This is a genomic window from Niveispirillum sp. FG156, assembly GCF_057809555.1.
Genome location: NZ_JBMDKE010000022.1, coordinates 44106 through 64209, shown reverse-complemented (window position 1 = coordinate 64209; position 20104 = coordinate 44106). Strand labels below are relative to the sequence as shown.

Sequence of the window (20104 nt, the reverse complement as noted above, 5' to 3'; positions counted from 1 at the left end):
TTCATTCCTTCCCGGCCATGCGGCGGCCCCGGCCGGGCAGCGCGTCGATCAGCAGGTTGACGCCGACCGTCAGGGTGGCAATCGCGATGGCCGGCATCAGGATGGCGGGTGCGGCCTCTCCCAGACCGGAAATATTCTCGCGCACCAGCGACCCCAGATCGGCATCCGGCGGCTGCACGCCTAAGCCCAGGAAGGACAGGCCCGACAGCAGCAGCACGATGAACACGAAGCGCAGACCGAAATCAGCCAGCATCGGGTGGATCATGTTGGGCAGGATTTCCCGGATGGCGATGTAGACCGCCCCTTCGCCCCGGCACCGGGCCACCTGCACATAATCCATCTGCGCCAGATTGACGGCCAGCGACCGGGCGATCCGGAAGGAACCCGGCATATAGGTGATGGATGCCACCAGCAGCAGCAGCGGCAGGGAGGAGCCGACCACTGCCACCAGCACCAGGGAGAAAATCTTCGACGGGATGGAAATCAGCGTATCCATGAACCGGCTGATCCCCTCATCCAGCCAGCGCGGGCTGACCGAGGTCAGCAGGGCCAGGGTGATGCCCGCCGTGCTGGCCAGCAATGCTGCGGCCAGTGCCAGCCCGACAGAGTAGCGGGCACCCGACAACAGCCGGCTCAACACATCGCGGCCCAGATAATCGCTGCCAAGCAGGTGAGCGCCGGTGAAGCCGGCGAATACGTCATGGGCTACGAAGGCGCCGGGATCATACGGCGCCAGGAACGGGCCAACGATGGCGATCATCAGCCAGAACACCACCAGCACCAGACCGATGCGGCCACTGCCGGAAAGGGCTTTCACCCAGGATCGGATCGCGTTCGTCATCGGTTGCGCAGCCTCGGGTTGGCCAGGATGGCGACGGTATCGGCAATCAGCACCAGCAGCAGATAGGCGGTGCAGAAGATCATGGCGCAGGCCTGCAGCAGCGGCATGTCACGGCTGGTTACGGCATTGACCATCAGGCTGGCCAGGCCCGGATAATTGAAGATCGTCTCCACGATGATCGCCCCGCCCAGAAGGTAGGACAGCGACAGCGCCATGGCATTGACGATGGGGCCGATGGCATTGGGCAGCACATGGGTCAGCACCACCCGCGCCGGCTTGATCCCCTTCAGCAGCGCCATCTCCACATAAGGCTGGCTCAACTGCTGAATGATCGCGGCACGGGTCATGCGGGCCATCTGGGCGATTACGATCACCGACAGGGTCAGGATCGGCATGGCCAGCGACCTCAGCACCAGCCAGGGACTGGCATCAGGCGGGATCAGGGCGATGGAGGGCAACCAGCGCAGCTGCACCGAAAAGACCAGTACCGCCAGCGTGGCGACCAGGAATTCGGGCAGCGCCACCATGGACAGGGTCGCCACATTCAGGCCCCGGTCCAGGCGGGCATCGCGGTGCATGGCCGACAGGATGCCGATGGTCAGCGCCACCGGCACCGACACCATGGCCGACAGGGCCGCCAGCAGCAATGAGTTGGGCAGGCGGGCCGCGATGACATCGGAAACCGCCATGTTCGCGACCAGCGAATAGCCGGGGTCCCCCGTCACCATGCCGACCAGCCAGCGCACATAACGTTCAGGGGCGGGCCGATCCAGGCCGAACTTTTCACGCAGGGCCGCGACCGCATCGGCGGTGGCCGCCTGTCCCAGCATTTCCTGGGCGGCGTCACCGGGCAGAAGCTGGGCAATGAAGAACACGACAAGTGAGACCAGCAGCAGCGTCAGCATACCCGACGCAATACGCTTGCCGATCAGGGGCAGGGCGGTGGCCAACAGGCCACGGGTCGCGGGTCCGGCCATGATGATCAGCCCTCCCACCAGACATGTTCAGGGAATTTATAGCCCATGAAGCCGCCCAGCGGGATGGGGCGCAGGCCCTTCACCCGCTTGTCGAACCCGTCGATCAGGGTGATGAAGACGGGGATCGCCGTACCGCATTCGGCCGCCACGATCTCCTGCATATCACCATAAATCTCCTTGCGCAGGGCGAAATCCCCCTGGGCGCGGGCTTCCAGCAGCAGCCGGTCGAACCGTTCATTCTTCCAGCCGCTTTCATTCCAGGCGGCGGTGGATTTGTAGAACAGGCTGAACATCAGATCGGCGGTGGGGCGCGGGTTGGTATTGCCGAAGCCCAGCGGATGCTTCATCCAATGGGTGGACCAGTAGCCATCCGCCGGCATGCGGTTCACCGCCAGCTTCAGCCCGACCTTCGATCCATATTCCTGCAGCACCGACGCCATGTCGACCGACCCTTCCGCAGCCGGCGAGCAGTAGAGCGGCAGCGGGGTGGAGGGCAGGTCGGCGCGGGCGAAATGGTAGCGCGCGCGGTCCAGGTCCAATGTCCGCTGCGGTATATCGGCCCGGTAGAGCGGGTCGAAAGGCGGGATCGGATGGTCATTGCCGATGGTAGCATAGTCACGGAACAGGGCGCGTTTGATCAGTTCCCGGTCGAACAGATATTTCATGCCCAGCACGAAGTCCGGGCTGCTGGTCGGTGCCGCATCGCGGCGCATGATCAGGTTGGTGTACAGGCCTGACGGCGTCACCAACAGGTCATGCGTGCCGCTTTCCCGGATGCGGCGGGTGGAGCGGGGATTGATGGCCAGGATCATCTGCACATCGCCCGAGAGCAGCGCATTGACCCGCGCCACCTCGTCCGGGATGCCGATCAGTTCCAGACTGTCCAGATAGGGGCGGCCGTCGCGGAAATAATCCTCGTTACGGACACCCAGGGTACGCACGCCCGGCTGAAACGTCTGGCACCGGAACGGCCCGGTGCCGTTGGCTTTGCTGAAATCCGTGGTGCCGGCCTTGATGATATAGAAATGCGACTGCGCCAGGATCGACGGCAGGTCGACATTCGGGCTGGTCAGCACGATCTCCACATCGCGGGGCGACAATACCCGGACGCTGGCCATCTGCGAGGCGATGGGCTTCACCTTCGATCCCGATGCCGGGTCCTGCAGGCGCAGCAGGGAGAAGACCACGTCATCGGCGGTCAGTTTGCTGCCGTCATGGAATTTCACATCGTCGCGCAAGGTCACGCGCCAGGTCATCTGGTCGCCGCTGTCCAGGCTTTCAGCCAGGCTCAGGCGTGGTTGGGCATTGTCGTCATAATCTGTCAGGCCGTTATAGAACATGGCATGACGGCAGTAGTCGGTGGACAGCGCGCCCTTGGCGGGGTCCAGCGTGTCGGCGGTGGAACTGGACATGCAGGCGGCGGTGACATGACCGCCACGTCGGGCTTGCGCGCTGGCCATCCGGGGCAGCAGCGGCATCATGCCGGCGGCAAGGCCGGTGCCCAGTAACTGTCGTCGGGAAAGGCGCATGGGGCCCCTCAATGCAGGATGTCCTGGATACGATAGTAAAGGCCGACCAGCGGCAGGAACCAGGGCTTGCCCAGATGGCCCGGAACCGGCGGCCAGGACAGGTCGGCCCAGGGATTGGCGCTAGGCTCGCCCCCCATCACGCGGGCCATACGTTCGCCCATATGCACCGCCATCTGGGTGCCATGGCCGCTATAGCCCATCGCATAGAAGATGCCGTCATGTTCACCGGCGCGGGGCAGGCGGTCGGCGGTCAGATCCACCATGCCGCCCCAGCAATAATCCACCTTCACGTCCTTCAGCGCCGGGAACAGGGTGCGCAGCGTGCTGTCCAGAATACGCCCGCTCTTGGCATCCGACAGCGGGTCCGACACGGCGAACCGCGCCCGCCCGCCGAAGATCAGGCGGTTGTCGGGCGAGAGGCGGAAGTAATTCCCGATATTCTTGCTGGTGACATAGTTGCGGCGGCCCGGAAACAGGCTGTGCGTCACCGCCTCTGGCAACGGCTCGGTCGCGATCACAAACGACCCGACCGACACGATGCGCCGGCGGAACCAGCCGAACGGGCCCACCGGGCTGGCCCCGCCGGTAGCGACCAGCACCTGTTTGGCCTGCACAATGCCCTTCGGTGTCCGAAGTTCCCAGCCACCACCGGCAGCGCTGGCCAAGCCGGTGACCGGCGCCCCCTCATGGATCAGGGCACCCTTGCGTGCTGCTGCCTCGGCCAGCCCCACGCCGAACCTGCCCACATGCAGCTGTGCGCTGGTGGTCTGCAGCAGGCCGCCATGGAAATCGTCAGATTTGATTTCCGTGACCAGATCGGCTCGCGATAGCAGATGGACATTGGGATCGACAGTCGCCAGCGTTTCCGCCGCGCGGGCCAGCTTGTCGTAATGTTCGGGCTTAGCCGCTAGCTTCAACCGACCGCAGCGGCGGAAGGAGCAATCGATCCCTTCCTCCCGCGCGATCCGTTCGACATCGTCCACAGCATCGACATGCGCCTGATTGTATTTGCGCGCTGTCTCCACCCCGAACCGTCCGGCCAGGGAAGCGAAGTCATGGGCGGTGCCGCTGTTGCACTGCCCGCCATTGCGACCCGACGCCTCGCCCGCCACCCGGCCCGCCTCCAGCACCATGGTGCTGGCGCCTCGCTTGGCCAGCGCCAGGGCTGCCGACAGGCCGGTAAACCCACCCCCGATGACCGCCACATCCACCCGCCCCTCAACAGGCCCCGCCGCCCCGCCGGTAAAGCGGGGGGCCGTATCCAGCCAGTAGGAGAGGGTCTGCGGAGCGGTCATTTGGGTACCTATCGTAGGTCAGGTCGAGCCAGAGGCGAGCCCTGACGGACAAGGATGCCTAATCTCGTCATCCCGGCGAAAGCCGGGACCCAGGGGCCACAGGATCAATCCCATCCGCTGCATCGTCCAACGATGAAGGGTGCGGTAGTGCGCTTGGCCCCTGGGTCCCGGCTTTCGCCGGGATGACGGGAAGGGTGAGGATTACACAATACTCACAACCCCAGCAGCGCCGGCAGGATGCCGATATGCGGGATTTCGTAATCGCGGTAGTTGGGGTTGGTCGGCTCATGACCACGCGCCACGAAGACGCGGGCGCCGAAGCCCAGGTCGGTGGCACTGTTCTGGTCATAACGGAAGCTGGAGGAGACATGCATCATGTCCTCCGGGCCGCAACCCAACTGGTCGAACATATATTCAAACGCCTGGAAGCGCGGCTTGTAGGCCTGGGCCTGCTGTGCCGTATAGACACGGTGGAACGGCGCGCCCAGCAGGGCCACATTGTGGTGGATCTGCTCGTTCATGGCGTTGGACAGGATGACCAGCGGGATTTCCTTGGCGACCTTGGACAGGCCTTCGGCCACGTCGGGATGCGGGCCCCAGGTCGGGACGGCGTCATAGATACGGCGCGCTTCCTCGGGCCGGAACTCGACCTTCCACTTCTTACAGGTGCGCTCCACGGCATTGTGGATCACCTGATCATAGGGCTTCCAGGCGCCCAGCACCTCATCCAGGCGGTAGGCGGAGAAGTCCTTGCAGAACTTTTCCATATGTTCCGGCGCAATGCGGTCCGGGAACATCTCGCGCGCCATCTCCGACATGCGGAAACGGGTCAGCGTGCCATAGCAGTCGAAGGAGATGTATTTGGGCCGGAAGGGGGCCATGGCGTCGTCTTTCCATTGCTGCGGTGAAGATCGGGAGGGGCCGTTCAGCCCCCTGCACAAGAGATATTAGGCCATGGTGAAACCGGAACTTCTGTCTGAAAGCGGGAAGGGGACAGCAGGGAATGCGGATTTGCCGGCCACCTGTGCGGCATGTTCTGCCGCGTCTGGCAGGGCTCAATATCCGCGCGACCGGTCCACCTGCCCCTGCATGGCCTCACCCGCCTGATGGCGACGGATATTGGCGATCAGAACCTCTACGGACGAATCATCGCGGGTCTGGCTGGCTACATGCGGGGTCAACAGGATACGGGGATGCGACCAGAATGGATGGTCCGCCGCCGCCGGTTCGGTATTCAGCACATCAATGACCGCCCCCGACAATTGCCCGCTGTCCAAAGCGCTCAACAGATCATGCTCCACCAGATGCCCGCCGCGCCCGACATTGATGATACCGGCACCGCGCGGCAGAAGATCGAAGCTTTTGCGGCACAAAATGCCGCGCGTCTGTTCGGTCAGCGGCAGCAGGCAGATCAGGATGTCGCAGCCCGACAGAAAGGCGGGCAGGGTATCGGTGCCTGCGAAGATCTCCACGCCATCCACCGCGCCGCCCGACCGGCTCCACCCCCGCAGGGGGAAGCCGAAGGGCCGCAGGGCGTTCAGCACCGCCATGCCCAGATTGCCCAGGCCCATCACCCCGACACGCCGCTGTGCCGCCGGCAGGAGATGGCGTGGGGCCCAGCGATGGTCGGCCTGCGCGCTCCGGTAGTCCAGCATCTCCCGATGCAGGGCCAAAGTGGCGAAGGTGACGTACTGCACCATGCCGCCGGTCAGGCCCGGTTCCATCATCCGCACCACCTGCACATGATCAGGCACCTGCGACAGGTCCAACTGGTCCACGCCCGCACCCACGGAGAACAGGACCTCCAGGTTGGGCAGCCCCTCTAGCAGGTCGCGCGTCACCGTCCAGGCCGCCAGGTAGCGGATATCGCCGGCGTCACCGACATCGGGCCAGGTACGGAATGGCATGTCGGGCAGCAGCCGGGCGAAGGCCTCACCCCAGACACGACTACGTTCCGCCGATGATTTGAACAGGAAAGCCATGATGATCGCTCCTGTCAGAACAAACAAAAACCCCCGCCCAGGGGGAACCATCGGGCGGGGGTGTGGAGTTTACAAGGAAGGAGCGCGAGATCAGAAGTTGTAAGATACCCGACCGGTGACGGTGCGCGGCGTGCCGGGCGCCACCCACAGGCGGGCGTAGGAGGAAGCGTAGTAGCGCTTGTCGAACAGATTGTTCACATCGACCGACAGCTTCACCTGCTCCATCGGCTCGTAAGAGGCCTGGAGCTTCACCAGCGTGTAGCTGGGCAGGTAGAAATTCACGCCCGTCTCGCCCAGACGCTTGGACACATGGTTGATGCCGCCGCCGACACTGGCCGTACCCGTGCCGACCTCAAAATCCTTGAACAGCATCAGGTTGGCCGTGTGCTTGGGCACATTGATCAGGGGCGAGCCTTCCAGAACCGACAGGTTGAAGTTCGGGTCGCGGTAATCCTCCGCCACCTCGGCATCGGTATAGGCATAGGTCGCGAAGACGCGCATGTCGGCGGGCAGCTTGGCGTTCATATCGAACTCCAGACCCTTGGAACGGGCGGAACCGACAGCGATGGAGAAGTTGGCGTTGGTCGGATCAGCCGTCAGCACATTGGTCTTCTTCATCGTGAACAGCGATACGGTGCTGTTCAGATTGCCGTCTTCGCTCTCATACTTGGCACCGACTTCATAGGACTTGGACTTTTCCGGCTCGAACAGGACCCCGGCGGCACTGGCGCCGCTGTTGGGACGGAAGCCCTTGCCATAGCCGGCATAGAACGAGACTTCTTCGGTCACGTTATAGACCAGGCCTGCCTGCGGGCTGAATTCCTTATAGGAGCGGACCTTGGGGTTAGCGGCCGAAAGGGCAAGAGCGCGGTCGTGCAGGTTACGCTTGAAATCGTCATACCGGCCGCCGAAGCGGATTTTGAACTGTTCGGTAATGTCGATCTGGTCCTGCAGGTAGATGCCCCAGGCATCCTGCTTTTCATAGGTATTGGTAACGGTGGCCGTTGGGGTGGGGCGGTTGCCATAGGTCGGGTTGAACACATCAATCGCGTTCAGCCCCGTTGTGATGGCCCCACCCGCCGTATAGGCACCGGGACGATAACGGAACTGCAACGTATCGATATTGAACTTGTCCCAGTCGGCACCGGTGATCAGGTGATGGGTAAGGCCACCGGTGTTGAAAGTACCCGACAGTTCGGCACGCACCACCGCATGCTCGGTATCGTAATCGCGCTGGCGACGCTGGCGGGACAGGAAACGGTTGGTGGAATTCAGCGGCTGCCGCCCACCGGCCAGTTCGGCCTCGGTGGAGATACCCTCGAACGAGGTCTCCTTGTAGCTGCCGCCCAGCAGCACGGCCCAATTGTCGTTCAGATCATGCTGCAACTGCACCTGATGACCCAGCACATCGATCTCAATGGGACCGTCGCCCGGTTCACCCAGGAAGCGGGAGATGGGAAGGGCGCCCAGATCGCCGTTCACGGCCACGATACCGCGGTCAAACGGCACCTTCTGGTTCACATACTCCATCTCATAGGACAGTGTCGTGTCCTCGGTCAGGACGGCCAGGATGGAGGGGGAGGCGACCAGCTTCTTGCTATCCAGTGTGTCGCGGAAGCTACCGGCATCTTCGTATGCCGCGTTCAGGCGCACGGCGATGCTCTGTGTGACGGGGCCGGTGATATCGCCTTCGACACGGTAGGTGTCATAGCTGCCGGCAGAGGCCGCGACACTGCCCTTGGTCTTGAATTCCGGCTTCTTGGTGATGATGTTCACCGTACCGCCGGGTTCCCCACGACCGAACAGAGCGGAATTGGGGCCCTTCAGAACCTCAATGCGCTCCACGTTGGAAGCATCGCGGGGGCCGCCGTAACCACGGCCGCCATTGAAGCCATTGACCAGGAAGCCCGACGGGAAATTCTCGTCACCGGCAAAGCCGCGGACCGCAAAGCTATCCCAGAGGCCGCCGAAATTATTCTGCTTGGCGATGCCGGACGCCAGTTCCAGGGCACCTTCCAGCTTGGTGATGCCCAAATCCTGCAACAAGGCACCATCCAGCACCTGGACAGCCTGCGGCGTCTCTTTCAAGGCGACGTCGCCGCGATAGGCCTGACGCTGGCCCACGACAATAATCTCTTCCAGGGCGCCATCGGCGGGCTGGGCGATCGCCACAGGCGCAAGGGCCACGCAAGCGGCGGTGGCGGCAAGCGCCAGGCGGAACCGGTTAGTCACATACATCGTTGATCCCCTTTGTGAAGCTGCTCCGCTGTTCACTCATTGCGGCGCTGACCCTGAAGGCCGTTATCTCGTGCCGCCTGTTATGTTATAACGTTCCTCCGGGGCAAGGCCTTTTTTAAAAAAACCGAGGTCCTTGTCCCCTCACCCGATCAGCTTAGGCCGTACGGCAGATAATTTTGCTCGAAGCAGCCGGTTGCGGCGGTGTGTTCTATTGTTGTAAGGCCCAAATACGCGGATTATGCCGGGGCGAAACCCGCGCTATTTCGGCGCTGTTACAGGTATTTCAGCCACCAGATGTCACGGCGGCGCTGCTTCAGGCCCGCGAACCAGCGGGTGGGCAGATAGAGCGGCACCAGCAGGATGGCGACCCAGATCCAGACGGTGGAAACATTGTCCACGCCGAAGAACTGCCCCTTGTTCAGCCCATACAGGGCGACGGCGATCAGGTAGAGCGCCTTCAGCACATAAAGATGCAGCAGGTAGAAGAACATGGGTGCCCCGCCGAACATGGCGAGATAGGGCATGATTCTGCTGTCCTGATATTTTTCAAACAGAGCCAGCAGCAGCACACCCGTGCCGACCGTCGGCAACAGGAACAGCAGCGACGGCGGATACTTGGTCAACGACAGGAAGGCCATGACGCTGTGCAGCGTGTCGACGCCCGGCACCCAGGGCTTGTCACCATAGACGTTCAAGGCGCGGATGACGACAAACCCGACCAGCATGATGCTGCCGGTCAGGATCAGGCGGCGGCGGCGGACCATCGCGTCGCTGCCCTTGGCGAACCAGGGGCCGGTGGTATAGCCGAGCAAGATGACGCCGATCCAGGGCAGGATGGGGTAGGTGGTCTTGGCAATCAGACCGCCGCCCAGCTGGATCACCGACCGCTGATGCAGCACGGCCCAAATCTCATAGAACGCATCGCCGGGCGCCAGCCGGATCGGGTCCAGCAGATTATGCCCCAGCACGATGGCCAGCCCCAGCGCCACCTGTGCCGCGCGCGGCAGATGCAGCAGCCCGGCCAGCACGATCATCGAGATGCCGATGGCCCAGATCACCTGCAGCCAGAAGGTCTGCGGCGGAAACTGCGCCGACCAGGCAAAGCCCACGAAGGTCAGTTCCAGAAAGATCAGGAACAGGCCGCGCTTCAGCAGGAACATCGACGTCTCGGCCTTGCTGTGCGACTGGCCGTAGAGCCAGGCCGACAGGCCGGTCAGCGCCACGAAGGTCGGGGCGCAGAAGGTGGACAGAAGCCGCGTGAAGAACAGGGCAGGGTCGGTCGTCGTCGTATCGACCGGGTCCGTGACCTGCATGTGCAGGAACCAGGTCTCCCGCACATGGTCCACCAGCATGAAAACCATGACCAGACCGCGCAGCGCGTCAATCGCCACCAGACGCGCATGCGCCTTGGCGGCGGCCAGCGTCCTGCCGGCACCCGCTGCTTTGGCCTGTCCGTCCATACCCGTGATGCTGGTCATGCCGTGAACCCCCGTTCGCTGCGATGCGCCTTTTTGCGGCGTCTTGGATCAGATTATCCCTGCATGCGGTGCGTATATGCGGAAATGCGGGGGGCGGCAGTCAATGCTGCCGAAATGGGCGCGGCGGACAGCAGTGAGATATTTTGACGATTATCGAAATATAATATAGACGAGGCCAAAATATTTCGATAATTATCGAAATATGGAGCAGATACAAGCCATCGATGCCCTTGCGGCGCTTGCCCAATCCACAAGGCTGGAGATTTTCCGCCTGCTGGTACGGGTGGGGCCGGGCGGGCTGAATGCGGGGGAGATCGCGGAACGCCTCGGTGTCGGCGCCTCCACCCTGTCGCATCATCTGGCCACACTGGACCGGGCAGGATTGCTGCGGTCCTGGCGGGTGCAGCGGCAGATTTTCTACGCCACCGACTATGACGGGACCCGCCGCCTTCTGGCCTTCCTGATGGAAGATTGCTGCCAAGGGCGTCCCGAACTCTGCGGTGATGGGGCGGGCATGCTGGCTTGTGTCGCTGAACAGAAGGAACCCAACGATGAAACGCCTTCACCTACATGTGGCTGTTGACGATCTGGGACAGTCTGTCCGCTTTTACTCCACCTTGTTTGCGGCACAGCCTGCCGTGCTGAAGGATGATTACGCCAAGTGGATGCTGGATGATCCGCGCGTGAACTTTGCTATCTCCCTGCGCGCAAGCACCCCCGGCGTCGAACATTTGGGTATTCAAGTGGACAGCGCCGACGAATTGGCCGAGGTCTATGGCCGTCTGCGTCAGGCCGACACGCCGGTGCTGGAGGAAGGGCACACGACCTGCTGTTACGCCAAGTCGGAGAAATCCTGGGTCACCGATCCGGCTGGCCTGTCTTGGGAGGTGTTCCACACCTATGGCGGCAGCGCCACTTACGGCGGCGGTGCTACGGCCATTGATCCACGTCTGGCCTCTACGGCTGCTCCCAAGCCCGTGGAAAAGGCAAAATCGGCCTGCTGCGGCGCCACCGCGTGATTTCCCTATTCCCATTTCAGATCGGAGACCCGCCATGGTGGACGCTGGCGTTCACACCGTGCTGTTCCTTTGCACCCATAACAGCGCCCGTTCCGTCATGGCGGAATCGATCCTGAACCGGATGGGGCAGGGGCGTTTCAGGGCCTATAGCGCGGGCAGCCACCCGTCAGGCCGCATCAACCCTTATGTCCGCGATCTGCTAACCCGCCTCGGCTATGACCTGTCCGATGCAAGGTCAAAGGATTGGTCGGAATTTGCCCAGCCAGGCGCTCCAGCCTTGGATTTCATCATCACCGTCTGTGATCAGGCGGCGGGAGAGGTCTGTCCCATCTGGCCGGGACAGCCCATGACGGCGCATTGGGGCTTTCCCGATCCGTCGTCTGCCACCGGCACCGATGCAGAAAAGGCGGCTTTCACGGCGGATGTCTACCGCATGATCGAACGACGTCTGTCTATCTTCACCAGCCTGCCGCTGGCTACGCTGGACCGCATGGCGCTGAAAAGGCGGATGGATGAAATGGCCGGGGAAAGCCACGCATGACCCGGCCTTCCTTGTTTCAGGCGTTGATCGCCGAAGGGATCGGCACTGCCTTGCTGCTTGCCGTGATTGTCGGGTCCGGGATCATGGCGTGGCAACTGGCCGGTGGTAACGGCGCCATCGCTCTGTTGGCGAATGCCATTGCCACCGGTGGTGCCCTGGTGGCCCTGATCCATGCGTTCGGACCCTTATCTGGCGCGCATTTCAACCCGGCTGTCACGCTGGCCCTGGCCGCCACCGGCTATTTTCCCTGGTCGCGGGTGCCGGCCTATCTGGCTGTACAGGCGGTCGCTGCCGTATCAGGCGTGCTGCTGGCCCATGGTATGTTCGACCAGACGCTTGTGCAGGTCTCCGCGACGGTCCGCACCGGTCCGGGACAATGGCTGTCGGAAGCCGTGGCAACGCTCGTTCTGGCGACCGTCATTCTGCGGGCGCTACGCAGCGGTACGGCGACGGTTCTGCCTTATGCCGTGCCGCTGGCCGTCATGGCCGGCTACTGGTATACGGCCAGCACCGGCTTCGCCAATCCCGCCGTCACCCTGGCACGCAGCCTGACCGACAGTCTCGCCGGCATCCGCCCCCTGGATGTCCCAGGCTTCATATTGGCCCAGGCTGCTGGCCTCATTGCCAGTCTGGCCCTGGACCGTGCATTGAGGCTAATGAAGAAAATATAATTTCCATAATCATAATTATCGATTTTTATATTGTAAGCGGGGTGGGTTCTATTTTGAAGTGCGACTCTTCTTTATAATCAGATGGTTGCCGGTTCGGCGTTGCTTCACCCCCCGGTGCGCCGACGGATGACCTCGCTGAACGGAAACTCAATGTCGCAACGCAGGCCGTCGGGTTCAAAACGCAATGCCGTGGCGCCTTGCAGTTCGTAGGCAAGTGAGCGCTGGATCAGGGTTGTGCCGAAGCCAGAGGTGGTCGGCACCGCCGTCAGCGGGCCGCCGGTTTCCTTCCAGCTGAGATGGATGCGTGGCTGTTCCCCATCGGTCAGGGTCCACAGCACTTCCAGATGTCCGCCGGCCTGTGAGAAGGCTCCGTACTTGGCGGCGTTGGTGGCCAGTTCGTGGAAGACCAGTGCTAGGGCCAATGCCGCCTTGGGCCGCAGTTCGATGGCGGGACCATCGATACGCACATCATGCGGTTCCTGGGCATAGGGCGTCACCTCATGCCGAATGACGTCGGCCAACTGCACCCATTCCCAGAAATGATCGGCCAGCAGATTATGCGTCTCTGACAGTGCCCGCAGCCGGCCCTCAAACGACTGCCAGAAACTGTCCGTATCGGCATGACGCCGGCGGGTCTGCTTGCCAATCGACAGCACGGTGGCCAGCGTGTTTTTGACTCTGTGCGACAGTTCCGCCATCAGCAGTTCCTGCCGTTCTTCGGCCTGACGGCGTTCAGTCACGTCGATGATCTGCACAACGGCCCCTGCCGGCCCCTCATCACCATCCAGCGGGGTGATCGAATAGAGGACCGGGACCAGTTGCCCGTCGGGCCGTTCCAGGGTTGCGGCACTTTCCGCAACAGCCGGGATGGGAATATTGCCCTTCCCCAGGGGCACGCCCAGCTTTTCAAACAGGGATGCGCCTTCCAGCTCTGTCCCCAGAAGGCCGATGGCGGGCGGATTAAGGTATGTCGCCATGCCCGCGCCATTGGTCAGGATCAATGCTGCGGGCACATTTCGGGTGATGGTGGCGGTAATCAATGCTTGATCTGCAAGGCGCCTGTTCACCGTCGCCAACTGGTCGGCCAGCATGGCCCGTGTGCGGGCGGCGTTGCGTTCCGCCTCCAACCGCAGGGCGCGCCCTTCCCTTTCCCGGAAATCGGCCAAGAGGCGCCGGTTCTGTTCTTCCAGAAAACGGCGGCGCAGAATGGCGCGCAGTCGCGCACGCAGCGGCGGCAGCGGCGCCTTTGGATCGAACAGATCGTCGACGCCCGCACCCAGCAGCCGGTGGACCCGGTCCAAATCCTGCTGCCCACCCAAAGCCAGGATCAAGGCAGTACCGGTACCCAGGCTGGACCGGCATTGCCGGCAAAGCTCCAACCCGTCCATGTCCGCTAGTTGATCATTGACCAAAATCACATCCTGCGGCTCCAGCGCCAGGTGCGACAGAGCCAATGTAGCCGTCTTGACCCCCGTTATCCGGCACCCCTCCTCCAGCAACAGCGCGCGAAGGGCGTATTCCAGGACAGATTCAAACCCGACCAGCAGGGCGCGCGGCTGCCGGAACTGCGTCTGCGGCAGTACATCCATATCATCGTCGCGCCGCGCATGACGCAGCAGCTGCCGTACACGCAGCAGTAACACTGCCGAATCTGTGGATTTGGGCAGGAAATCGTCGGCGCCACTGTCCAGGCCTTCACGCTGCCGGGCCGGGGTCTCGTCGGCGGTCAGCATCAAGATGGGCATGGAAAGGGTTGCCACATGCAACCGGATCAACCGGCAAAGGTCGCCACCTTGCATGCCCGGCAAATGATGATCAACGACCAGCAGGTGTGGCAGCGTGCGGTTCAGAACGGGAAGTGCCGCTTCCGCGCTGTCTACCAGTTCGACAGTGTACCCCTCATCCTCCAGCAGTATCTGCAGGCGCAGGGCCTGCGTGGGGCTGTCTTCCACCAGCAGGATGCGCCGGGCACTGTGGGGAGCTTCCGTCTCAAGCCTGGCCGACACCCGCCACCTTCACCATTTCGCCTGTTTCTGCCAGGAAGACCGATTGCGCCAGACGGGCCAGGTCCCGTTCCGCCACCGGTTTGCGAAGGACCGGACGGTTCCTCCATTCCGCCGGAAGACCCGCCACGTCATAACCGCTGGTCAGGATGAAGGGAACGTTGCGGGCAGCCAGGGCAGATGCCACGGGAAATACCAGTTGCCCGGACAGGTTAACGTCCAGGATCGCGCCGTCCAGACGACCTTCATCAATCAGGGCCAATGCCTGCTGGATGTTTCCGGCGGGTCCGATCACACCAAAACCCAGGTCGGCGATGATGTCAGCCACATGGATGGCGATCAGGAACTCGTCCTCAACAACCAGGATTTGCTTCTGTTGCCCCATGGACCGGAAATCCTGCAATCGTGAACTCAACGTCTCTCAGACAGTCTAACGCTGTCGGGCCCAAAATGGCCCCAAGCGTTTCGCCTTATTTCGAATGGTATAAGAGAAGACATAGGCATGCCAGTCTTCCGCTTAAAGTCCAGGATTACCGCCAATTTCCGCCATGATGCGTCCTGCCGCCTGCCCGACCAGCCCACCCAGCAGGGGCATACGCGTATCGGTTATGCGTGCCATGGGGCCGGAAAGTGAGACGGCACCAACCGGATCGCCATGTTCATTGAAGATCGGCGCCGCCACACATCGCAGGCCAACAGCGTGTTCCTCATCGTCGATGGCGTAGCCACGTGCCCGTGCCGCAGCCAGATCCGCGCTCAAACCCCGCCTGTCGGTGAGGGTTCGGGCCGTCATCCGGGTCAGACCGTGCCTTTCCACATGGCGGAGCAGCGCTGCCTCATCCAACGCGGATAAAAGCGCCTTGCCGACGCCAGAGCAATGCATGGGCACCCGCGCGCCCAACCGCGCGAAAGTGCGCATCATCTCCCGGCATTCGACCTGCGACAGGTAGACGGCCGCCCCCTGATCCTCGATGGCCAGGTTCACCGTCTCGCCACTGGCCTCCATCAAGGCCCGCATATGGGGCCGGGCCAGCCGGACCAGATCACGGCTGCGCAGGAAACCGTTGCCCATGATGAAGGCCTGCACCCCCACCGACCACAGCTTGGTTTCCGCATCGAAGCGCACATAACGCTCCGACTCCAGCGATGTCAGCAGGCGGTGGGTGGTGGAGGCGGCCAGACCCACGGCATTGCCGATCTCCGTCAGGCTGGCCCCGCCATCGGCCTGCGCCAGATGGTTCAGGATGGCGATGGCGCGGGTCAGGACCTGGACATTGCCATTGCGTTCGGGGCTGTCGGCGGTGGGTTTGGGCATGGTGGTTCCGGTGATCATTCGCGTGAACCTATCAATCTTTCCGTATCGTGGAAAGACTTCCATTCTCTGTTGCGTGGCAACAAGGGCGCTGATAGGGGTGGACAAACAACACCAGCCGCCAGGGAAGGTCCGCGTCCATGTCCGCCACCGTCGATATAAACGGCCTGAAGGTCGATGCCGAACTGCACCGTTTCATTGAGATGGAGGCCCTGCCCGGCACCGGTGTGGAGCCTTCTGCCTTCTGGTCGGGCTTCGCGGCCCTGTTCAATGATCTGGCGCCCGTGAACAAGCGGTTGCTGGACCGGCGCGAGGCGTTACAGGCCAAGATCGATGGCTGGCACATCGCCCGGCGCGGGCAGGATATCGCCCCGGACGCGTACGAGGCTTTCCTGCGCGATATCGGCTATCTCGTGCCGGAAGGGCCGGATTTCGCCATCACCACCGCCAACACCGACCCGGAAGTCAGCCAGGTGGCGGGGCCGCAGCTTGTGGTGCCGGTGATGAACACCCGCTTCGCCCTGAACGCCGCCAATGCCCGCTGGGGCAGCCTGTATGACGCACTGTACGGTACCGACGCGCTGGGCGATGTCGGCACCGCCGGGGCCAAGGGCTATGACCCCGTGCGCGGGGCTGCGGTGATCGCCAAGGGCCGGGAGGTGCTGGACCGCGCCGCCCCGCTGGCCAGCGGCAGTCACAAGGACGCGACGGGTTATCGTGTGGCCGATGGTGCGCTGTCGGTGACGCTGGCTGACGGGTCGGTGACAGGGCTGGCCGACGCGGCACAGTTCACGGGGTATAATGGCGATGCCGCCGCCCCGACCAACATCCTGCTGGCCCATCACGGCCTGCACCTGGACATCGTCATCGACCGCACGCATGCCATCGGCAAGGGCGATGCCGCCGGTGTGGCCGATATCGTGCTGGAATCGGCCCTGACTGCCATCATGGATTGCGAGGACAGCATCGCCGCCGTCGATGCCGCCGACAAGGTGACCGTCTATCGCAACTGGCTGGGCCTGATGAAGGGCGACCTGACGGCGACGTTCGAAAAGGGCGGGCGCACGATGGACCGCACGCTCAACCCCGACCGCCGCTACACCAGTGCTGATGGTGTGGGTACGGTGACGCTGCATGGCCGTTCCCTGCTGTTCATCCGCAATGTTGGGCATCTGATGACCATCGATGCCGTGACCTTCGCGGATGGAGCCTGGGTGCCGGAGGGCATTCTGGACGGCATCGTTACCAGCCTGATCGCGCTTCACGACCTGCGCCGCACGGGCGGCCTGTCCAACAGCCGGGCCGGATCGGTCTATATCGTGAAGCCGAAGATGCATGGGCCGGAGGAAGTGGCCTTTGCCAACCATCTTTTCGACCGGATCGAGGATGTGCTGGGCCTGTCCCGCCACACCCTGAAGATCGGCATCATGGATGAGGAGCGGCGGACCACCGTCAACCTGAAGGAATGCATCCGCGCTGCCAAGGACCGGGTCTGCTTCATCAATACCGGCTTCTTGGACCGCACCGGCGATGAGATGCACACCTCGATGCAGGCCGGACCCATGATCCGCAAGGCCGACATGAAGGCCGCCGCCTGGATCGGGGCTTACGAGAACTGGAATGTCGATAATGGTCTGGCCGCCGGATTCCGTTCCCATGCGCAGATTGGCAAGGGCATGTGGGCCATGCCCGACCGGATGGCGGAAATGCTGAAGGTGAAGATGGGCCATCCGATGGCCGGCGCCACCACCGCCTGGGTCCCCTCACCCACCGCTGCCACCCTGCACGCGCTGCATTATCATCAGGTCGATGTGGCGGCCCGGCAGGCCGAACTGTCCTCCCGCCCGCGCGCTTTGCTGCGCGATATCCTGACCATTCCGCTGGCACGCGGCATCAACTGGTCCGACGCGGAGATCACTGAAGAGTTGGAGAACAACGCACAGGGTATTCTGGGCTATGTCGTGCGCTGGGTCGATCAAGGGATCGGCTGTTCCAAGGTGCCCGACATCCATAATGTAGGGCTGATGGAAGACCGCGCCACCCTGCGCATTTCCAGTCAGCATATCGCCAACTGGCTGTTGCATGGTGTCTGTACCGAGGCGCAGGTAATGGCGGTCATGAAGCGCATGGCTGCCGTCGTGGACGGGCAGAACGCGGGTGACCCCGCCTATCGCCCCATGGCCCCGGATTTCGACAGCTCCATCGCGTTTCAGGCAGCCTGTGATCTAGTGTTCAAGGGTGTGGAACAGCCCAGCGGCTATACCGAGCCGCTGCTGCACAAGCACCGCAGGGCGCTGAAGGCGCGGGGGTGATGGACTCCGGGAGGCATTGATTTCGACATCAACTAGTGTTGAAATCAATGCCTGAGGACAGGAGAGCGCGCGATGCGGACGACAATTTCGTTATTGCAGGCGGCGCTGAAAACACTGATTGCCCGAAAGGCTGCGTTTATTTTGGCCCAGCTTGGTGGCAGTGAACCTGAAATGACGGTCCCGCCCCGTCGGCGCCTTGAATGATCCGGTCGGTGCATCAGTCTGTCTCTACCATGCCAAGCTGGATTTTCCGCCAACCGTGCGTGAGAGTAGTCCTCACTTGATAAGCCGCAGCAGTTCCTTGAATTCTGGTCGGTCATAGCGTTCCAGCCATTCGAACAGCACCATTTCAACCGTGACCAGTTCCACGCCGTGGGAGCGCAGGCGGTCAAGGGCGGCCTGTTTGCTGGCGGCGGCACGGGAGCCTGCGGCGTCGATGATGACGGCGACGCGCAGGCCAAGCGCTTTTAACTCCAAGGCAGTTTGCAGTACGCAGACATGCGTCTCAGTGCCCGCCAGCAGAACGGTTCCCCCGGCGGCGGCCCAGGCCAGGAAATCGGCCTGACGCGCGGCGGAGAAGTGTGATTTGCCGAAGGTACGCGGGATCAACGCCGCCAGGACCGATGTTGTCGGGCCGATGCCGGTGGGGTTCTGTTCGGTGGCCGCGACCGGCACGCCCAGACGGTTGGCCGCCGTGACCAGCTTCACACAATTTGTCACAACGCCATCGGCGCCGTCGATGGCGGCCAGCAGCCGATCCTGAACGTCAATGATCACCAACCGGCTGTCGGTGGACAGAAGCAGGTTGGGGGGTGCCGTGTCGGTCATCACAGGGGCCTCTGGTAACAGCCATGCGGTGCAGCATGTGCGGTGGATCACTTTCCGACAAGCCTCGATCGCTGATCCTGCTCATGCTTTTGCACTGCAATATAAGGAGGCGGCGATGGGCCGCTTGATCCTGGTTCTGATCCCGATCTTCCTGCTGGCCGCCTGTGGCGGTCCGCAGGCCGTCAGTCCGCCGCTGGCCGTGGCCGACGAACATCCGCATTTCGCCAATTGCGCAGCCTATATCCAGGCTTCCATGCCGGCCAAGGGTGCGGAACAGGCCCGCGCAGACGCGCTTGAACGCTGTCTGGAACGCAATGGCAGCTCCAGACAGGTAGCCACAAGGCTTTGATAGGCCTGGACGGACGGCCCGCCCGTACTACATTGTCACCACGAACGTTCCTTTTACAGGTGCATCATGGGTGACAAGGTGACGACCCTGGGCCGGCGGGCCATGCTGGCGCTGGCCGGCGGTCTGGCGATGATGGGGGTGATGGGCATGACCGGTACCGCGCAGGCGGCCAACGCCTATGATTTCGGCTTTACCGCCATTGAGGGTGGTCCGCTGAAATTTGATGCCTATCGCGGCAAGACCGTGCTGGTGGTTAATACCGCCTCCATGTGCGGCTACACGCCCCAGTATAAGGGCCTGCAGGCCCTGTGGGAGAAGTACAAGGACAAGGGTCTGGTCGTGCTGGGCGTGCCATCGAATGATTTCGGCGGGCAGGAGCCGGGCAGCACGAAGGAGATCAAAGAGTTCTGCGAGGTCAATTTCGCCATCGACTTCCCCATGACCACCAAGGAACCGGTGAAGGGCCCCAATGCCCACCCGATGTACAAGTGGCTGGCCGAACAGAAGGGCGAGCCGAAGTGGAATTTCCACAAGTACCTGATCGGCACCGATGGCAACCTGATTGAGGCCTATGGCTCCAAGGTGACGCCGGACAGCGCCGAACTGACAGGTGCCATTGAAAAGGCGCTGCCCAAGGGCTGATGGGATCAATCCCCGCCCCTTGTAATTGTCTTACAGGCTGGGTTAGGGTCGGGCATGCCGTCCATGTGGACGGGTCCGACCCATCCT

Annotated in this window: 20 protein-coding genes; 8 read left to right on the top strand and 12 right to left on the bottom strand. The window is 62.7% G+C overall.

Translation table 11 applies throughout. From position 1 onward, the window contains the following. Nucleotide 1: 1 nt before the first annotated feature. The 8 genes from ACODSP_RS15340 to ACODSP_RS15305 all read right to left on the bottom strand — a co-directional run bounded on the left by ACODSP_RS15340 (nucleotide 2) and on the right by ACODSP_RS15305 (nucleotide 10340). Entirely contained in the window at nucleotides 2-841 is an 840-nt protein-coding gene (locus ACODSP_RS15340) for an ABC transporter permease (RefSeq protein ID WP_488966439.1), read from the bottom strand. Next, a complete protein-coding gene (locus ACODSP_RS15335; protein WP_488966438.1) occupies nucleotides 838-1818 on the bottom strand; it encodes an ABC transporter permease in 981 nt (326 codons plus the stop codon). Before ACODSP_RS15335 ends, ACODSP_RS15340 begins: the two co-directional genes overlap by 4 nt. A gap of 5 nt (nucleotides 1819-1823) precedes the next feature. After that, on the bottom strand, nucleotides 1824-3347 hold the full coding sequence (locus tag ACODSP_RS15330; RefSeq protein ID WP_488966437.1) for an ABC transporter substrate-binding protein: 1524 nt from the start codon (nucleotides 3345-3347) through the stop codon (nucleotides 1824-1826). An 8-nt stretch (nucleotides 3348-3355) separates the two neighbouring features. Continuing rightward, entirely contained in the window at nucleotides 3356-4642 is a 1287-nt protein-coding gene (locus ACODSP_RS15325) for an NAD(P)/FAD-dependent oxidoreductase (RefSeq protein WP_488966436.1), read from the bottom strand. A 212-nt stretch (nucleotides 4643-4854) separates the two neighbouring features. Further along, nucleotides 4855-5523 carry a haloacid dehalogenase type II gene (locus tag ACODSP_RS15320; RefSeq protein ID WP_488966435.1) on the bottom strand — a complete coding sequence of 223 codons (669 nt, stop codon included), beginning with the start codon at nucleotides 5521-5523 and terminating at the stop codon, nucleotides 4855-4857. A 174-nt stretch (nucleotides 5524-5697) separates the two neighbouring features. Continuing rightward, nucleotides 5698-6624: a 2-hydroxyacid dehydrogenase gene (locus ACODSP_RS15315; protein WP_488966434.1), complete on the bottom strand. Its 927-nt coding sequence runs from the start codon at nucleotides 6622-6624 to the stop codon at nucleotides 5698-5700. 90 nt (nucleotides 6625-6714) lie between these two features. Further along, a complete protein-coding gene (locus ACODSP_RS15310) occupies nucleotides 6715-8862 on the bottom strand; it encodes a TonB-dependent siderophore receptor (RefSeq protein WP_488966433.1) in 2148 nt (715 codons plus the stop codon). Between the two features lie 272 nt (nucleotides 8863-9134). After that, nucleotides 9135-10340 carry an acetyltransferase domain-containing protein gene (locus ACODSP_RS15305; RefSeq protein ID WP_488966432.1) on the bottom strand — a complete coding sequence of 402 codons (1206 nt, stop codon included), beginning with the start codon at nucleotides 10338-10340 and terminating at the stop codon, nucleotides 9135-9137. Nucleotides 10341-10542: 202 nt separating this feature from the next. Between ACODSP_RS15305 and ACODSP_RS15300 the strand changes: the two genes are divergently transcribed. Genes ACODSP_RS15300 through ACODSP_RS15285 form a run of 4 tightly spaced genes read left to right on the top strand, consistent with a single transcriptional unit; the run spans nucleotide 10543 to nucleotide 12571 of the window. Continuing rightward, entirely contained in the window at nucleotides 10543-10923 is a 381-nt protein-coding gene (locus ACODSP_RS15300; RefSeq protein WP_488966431.1) for an ArsR/SmtB family transcription factor, read from the top strand. After that, nucleotides 10892-11359 (top strand): ArsI/CadI family heavy metal resistance metalloenzyme, encoded by a 468-nt coding sequence (locus tag ACODSP_RS15295; RefSeq protein WP_488966430.1) that lies wholly within the window; start codon nucleotides 10892-10894, stop codon nucleotides 11357-11359. Before ACODSP_RS15300 ends, ACODSP_RS15295 begins: the two co-directional genes overlap by 32 nt. A 34-nt stretch (nucleotides 11360-11393) precedes the next feature. Then, nucleotides 11394-11900 carry an arsenate reductase ArsC gene (locus ACODSP_RS15290; RefSeq protein WP_488966429.1) on the top strand — a complete coding sequence of 169 codons (507 nt, stop codon included), beginning with the start codon at nucleotides 11394-11396 and terminating at the stop codon, nucleotides 11898-11900. Continuing rightward, a complete protein-coding gene (locus ACODSP_RS15285) occupies nucleotides 11897-12571 on the top strand; it encodes an aquaporin (protein ID WP_488966428.1) in 675 nt (224 codons plus the stop codon). The genes ACODSP_RS15290 and ACODSP_RS15285 overlap by 4 nt, the downstream gene beginning before the upstream one ends. A gap of 104 nt (nucleotides 12572-12675) precedes the next feature. Here ACODSP_RS15285 and ACODSP_RS15280 read toward each other — a convergent pair whose 3' ends face one another. The 3 genes from ACODSP_RS15280 to ACODSP_RS15270 form a co-directional block, all read right to left on the bottom strand. Then, on the bottom strand, nucleotides 12676-14577 hold the full coding sequence (locus ACODSP_RS15280; RefSeq protein ID WP_488966427.1) for a response regulator: 1902 nt from the start codon (nucleotides 14575-14577) through the stop codon (nucleotides 12676-12678). Next, nucleotides 14561-14959 (bottom strand): response regulator, encoded by a 399-nt coding sequence (locus ACODSP_RS15275; protein ID WP_488966426.1) that lies wholly within the window; start codon nucleotides 14957-14959, stop codon nucleotides 14561-14563. Before ACODSP_RS15275 ends, ACODSP_RS15280 begins: the two co-directional genes overlap by 17 nt. A 132-nt stretch (nucleotides 14960-15091) precedes the next feature. Next, nucleotides 15092-15889, bottom strand: coding sequence for an IclR family transcriptional regulator domain-containing protein (locus ACODSP_RS15270; protein WP_488966425.1), 798 nt, complete (start codon nucleotides 15887-15889; stop codon nucleotides 15092-15094). A gap of 137 nt (nucleotides 15890-16026) precedes the next feature. Between ACODSP_RS15270 and ACODSP_RS15265 the strand changes: the two genes are divergently transcribed. Then, the gene (locus ACODSP_RS15265) at nucleotides 16027-18198 is read left to right on the top strand and encodes a malate synthase G (RefSeq protein ID WP_488966424.1); all 2172 of its coding nucleotides are present in this window, start codon (nucleotides 16027-16029) and stop codon (nucleotides 18196-18198) included. A 72-nt stretch (nucleotides 18199-18270) separates the two neighbouring features. Next, entirely contained in the window at nucleotides 18271-18402 is a 132-nt protein-coding gene (locus ACODSP_RS15260) for a hypothetical protein (RefSeq protein ID WP_488966423.1), read from the top strand. A gap of 72 nt (nucleotides 18403-18474) precedes the next feature. On the opposite strand, the gene ACODSP_RS15255 is transcribed toward ACODSP_RS15260, so the two are convergent. Next, a complete protein-coding gene (locus ACODSP_RS15255) occupies nucleotides 18475-19026 on the bottom strand; it encodes an isochorismatase family protein (protein WP_488966422.1) in 552 nt (183 codons plus the stop codon). 115 nt (nucleotides 19027-19141) lie between these two features. On the opposite strand from ACODSP_RS15255, the gene ACODSP_RS15250 reads away from it, so the two are divergent. Together ACODSP_RS15250 and ACODSP_RS15245 are read left to right on the top strand one after the other, a co-directional pair. Further along, nucleotides 19142-19375 (top strand): hypothetical protein, encoded by a 234-nt coding sequence (locus ACODSP_RS15250; RefSeq protein ID WP_488966421.1) that lies wholly within the window; start codon nucleotides 19142-19144, stop codon nucleotides 19373-19375. Nucleotides 19376-19441: 66 nt separating this feature from the next. Further along, nucleotides 19442-20017 carry a glutathione peroxidase gene (locus ACODSP_RS15245; RefSeq protein ID WP_488966420.1) on the top strand — a complete coding sequence of 192 codons (576 nt, stop codon included), beginning with the start codon at nucleotides 19442-19444 and terminating at the stop codon, nucleotides 20015-20017. Nucleotides 20018-20104 lie beyond the last annotated feature (87 nt).

Coding starts and splice junctions, on each gene's coding strand:
- ACODSP_RS15295 (WP_488966430.1), top strand. CDS start 10,892: ATGAAACGCCTTCACCTACATGTGGCTGTTGACGATCTGGGACAGTCT.
- ACODSP_RS15325 (WP_488966436.1), bottom strand. CDS start 4,642: ATGACCGCTCCGCAGACCCTCTCCTACTGGCTGGATACGGCCCCCCGC.
- ACODSP_RS15250 (WP_488966421.1), top strand. CDS start 19,142: ATGGGCCGCTTGATCCTGGTTCTGATCCCGATCTTCCTGCTGGCCGCC.
- ACODSP_RS15300 (WP_488966431.1), top strand. CDS start 10,543: ATGGAGCAGATACAAGCCATCGATGCCCTTGCGGCGCTTGCCCAATCC.
- ACODSP_RS15270 (WP_488966425.1), bottom strand. CDS start 15,889: ATGCCCAAACCCACCGCCGACAGCCCCGAACGCAATGGCAATGTCCAG.
- ACODSP_RS15290 (WP_488966429.1), top strand. CDS start 11,394: ATGGTGGACGCTGGCGTTCACACCGTGCTGTTCCTTTGCACCCATAAC.
- ACODSP_RS15315 (WP_488966434.1), bottom strand. CDS start 6,624: ATGGCTTTCCTGTTCAAATCATCGGCGGAACGTAGTCGTGTCTGGGGT.
- ACODSP_RS15260 (WP_488966423.1), top strand. CDS start 18,271: ATGCGGACGACAATTTCGTTATTGCAGGCGGCGCTGAAAACACTGATT.
- ACODSP_RS15255 (WP_488966422.1), bottom strand. CDS start 19,026: ATGACCGACACGGCACCCCCCAACCTGCTTCTGTCCACCGACAGCCGG.
- ACODSP_RS15340 (WP_488966439.1), bottom strand. CDS start 841: ATGACGAACGCGATCCGATCCTGGGTGAAAGCCCTTTCCGGCAGTGGC.
- ACODSP_RS15330 (WP_488966437.1), bottom strand. CDS start 3,347: ATGCGCCTTTCCCGACGACAGTTACTGGGCACCGGCCTTGCCGCCGGC.
- ACODSP_RS15285 (WP_488966428.1), top strand. CDS start 11,897: ATGACCCGGCCTTCCTTGTTTCAGGCGTTGATCGCCGAAGGGATCGGC.
- ACODSP_RS15320 (WP_488966435.1), bottom strand. CDS start 5,523: ATGGCCCCCTTCCGGCCCAAATACATCTCCTTCGACTGCTATGGCACG.
- ACODSP_RS15275 (WP_488966426.1), bottom strand. CDS start 14,959: ATGGGGCAACAGAAGCAAATCCTGGTTGTTGAGGACGAGTTCCTGATC.
- ACODSP_RS15310 (WP_488966433.1), bottom strand. CDS start 8,862: ATGTATGTGACTAACCGGTTCCGCCTGGCGCTTGCCGCCACCGCCGCT.
- ACODSP_RS15245 (WP_488966420.1), top strand. CDS start 19,442: ATGGGTGACAAGGTGACGACCCTGGGCCGGCGGGCCATGCTGGCGCTG.
- ACODSP_RS15265 (WP_488966424.1), top strand. CDS start 16,027: ATGTCCGCCACCGTCGATATAAACGGCCTGAAGGTCGATGCCGAACTG.
- ACODSP_RS15305 (WP_488966432.1), bottom strand. CDS start 10,340: ATGACCAGCATCACGGGTATGGACGGACAGGCCAAAGCAGCGGGTGCC.
- ACODSP_RS15335 (WP_488966438.1), bottom strand. CDS start 1,818: ATGGCCGGACCCGCGACCCGTGGCCTGTTGGCCACCGCCCTGCCCCTG.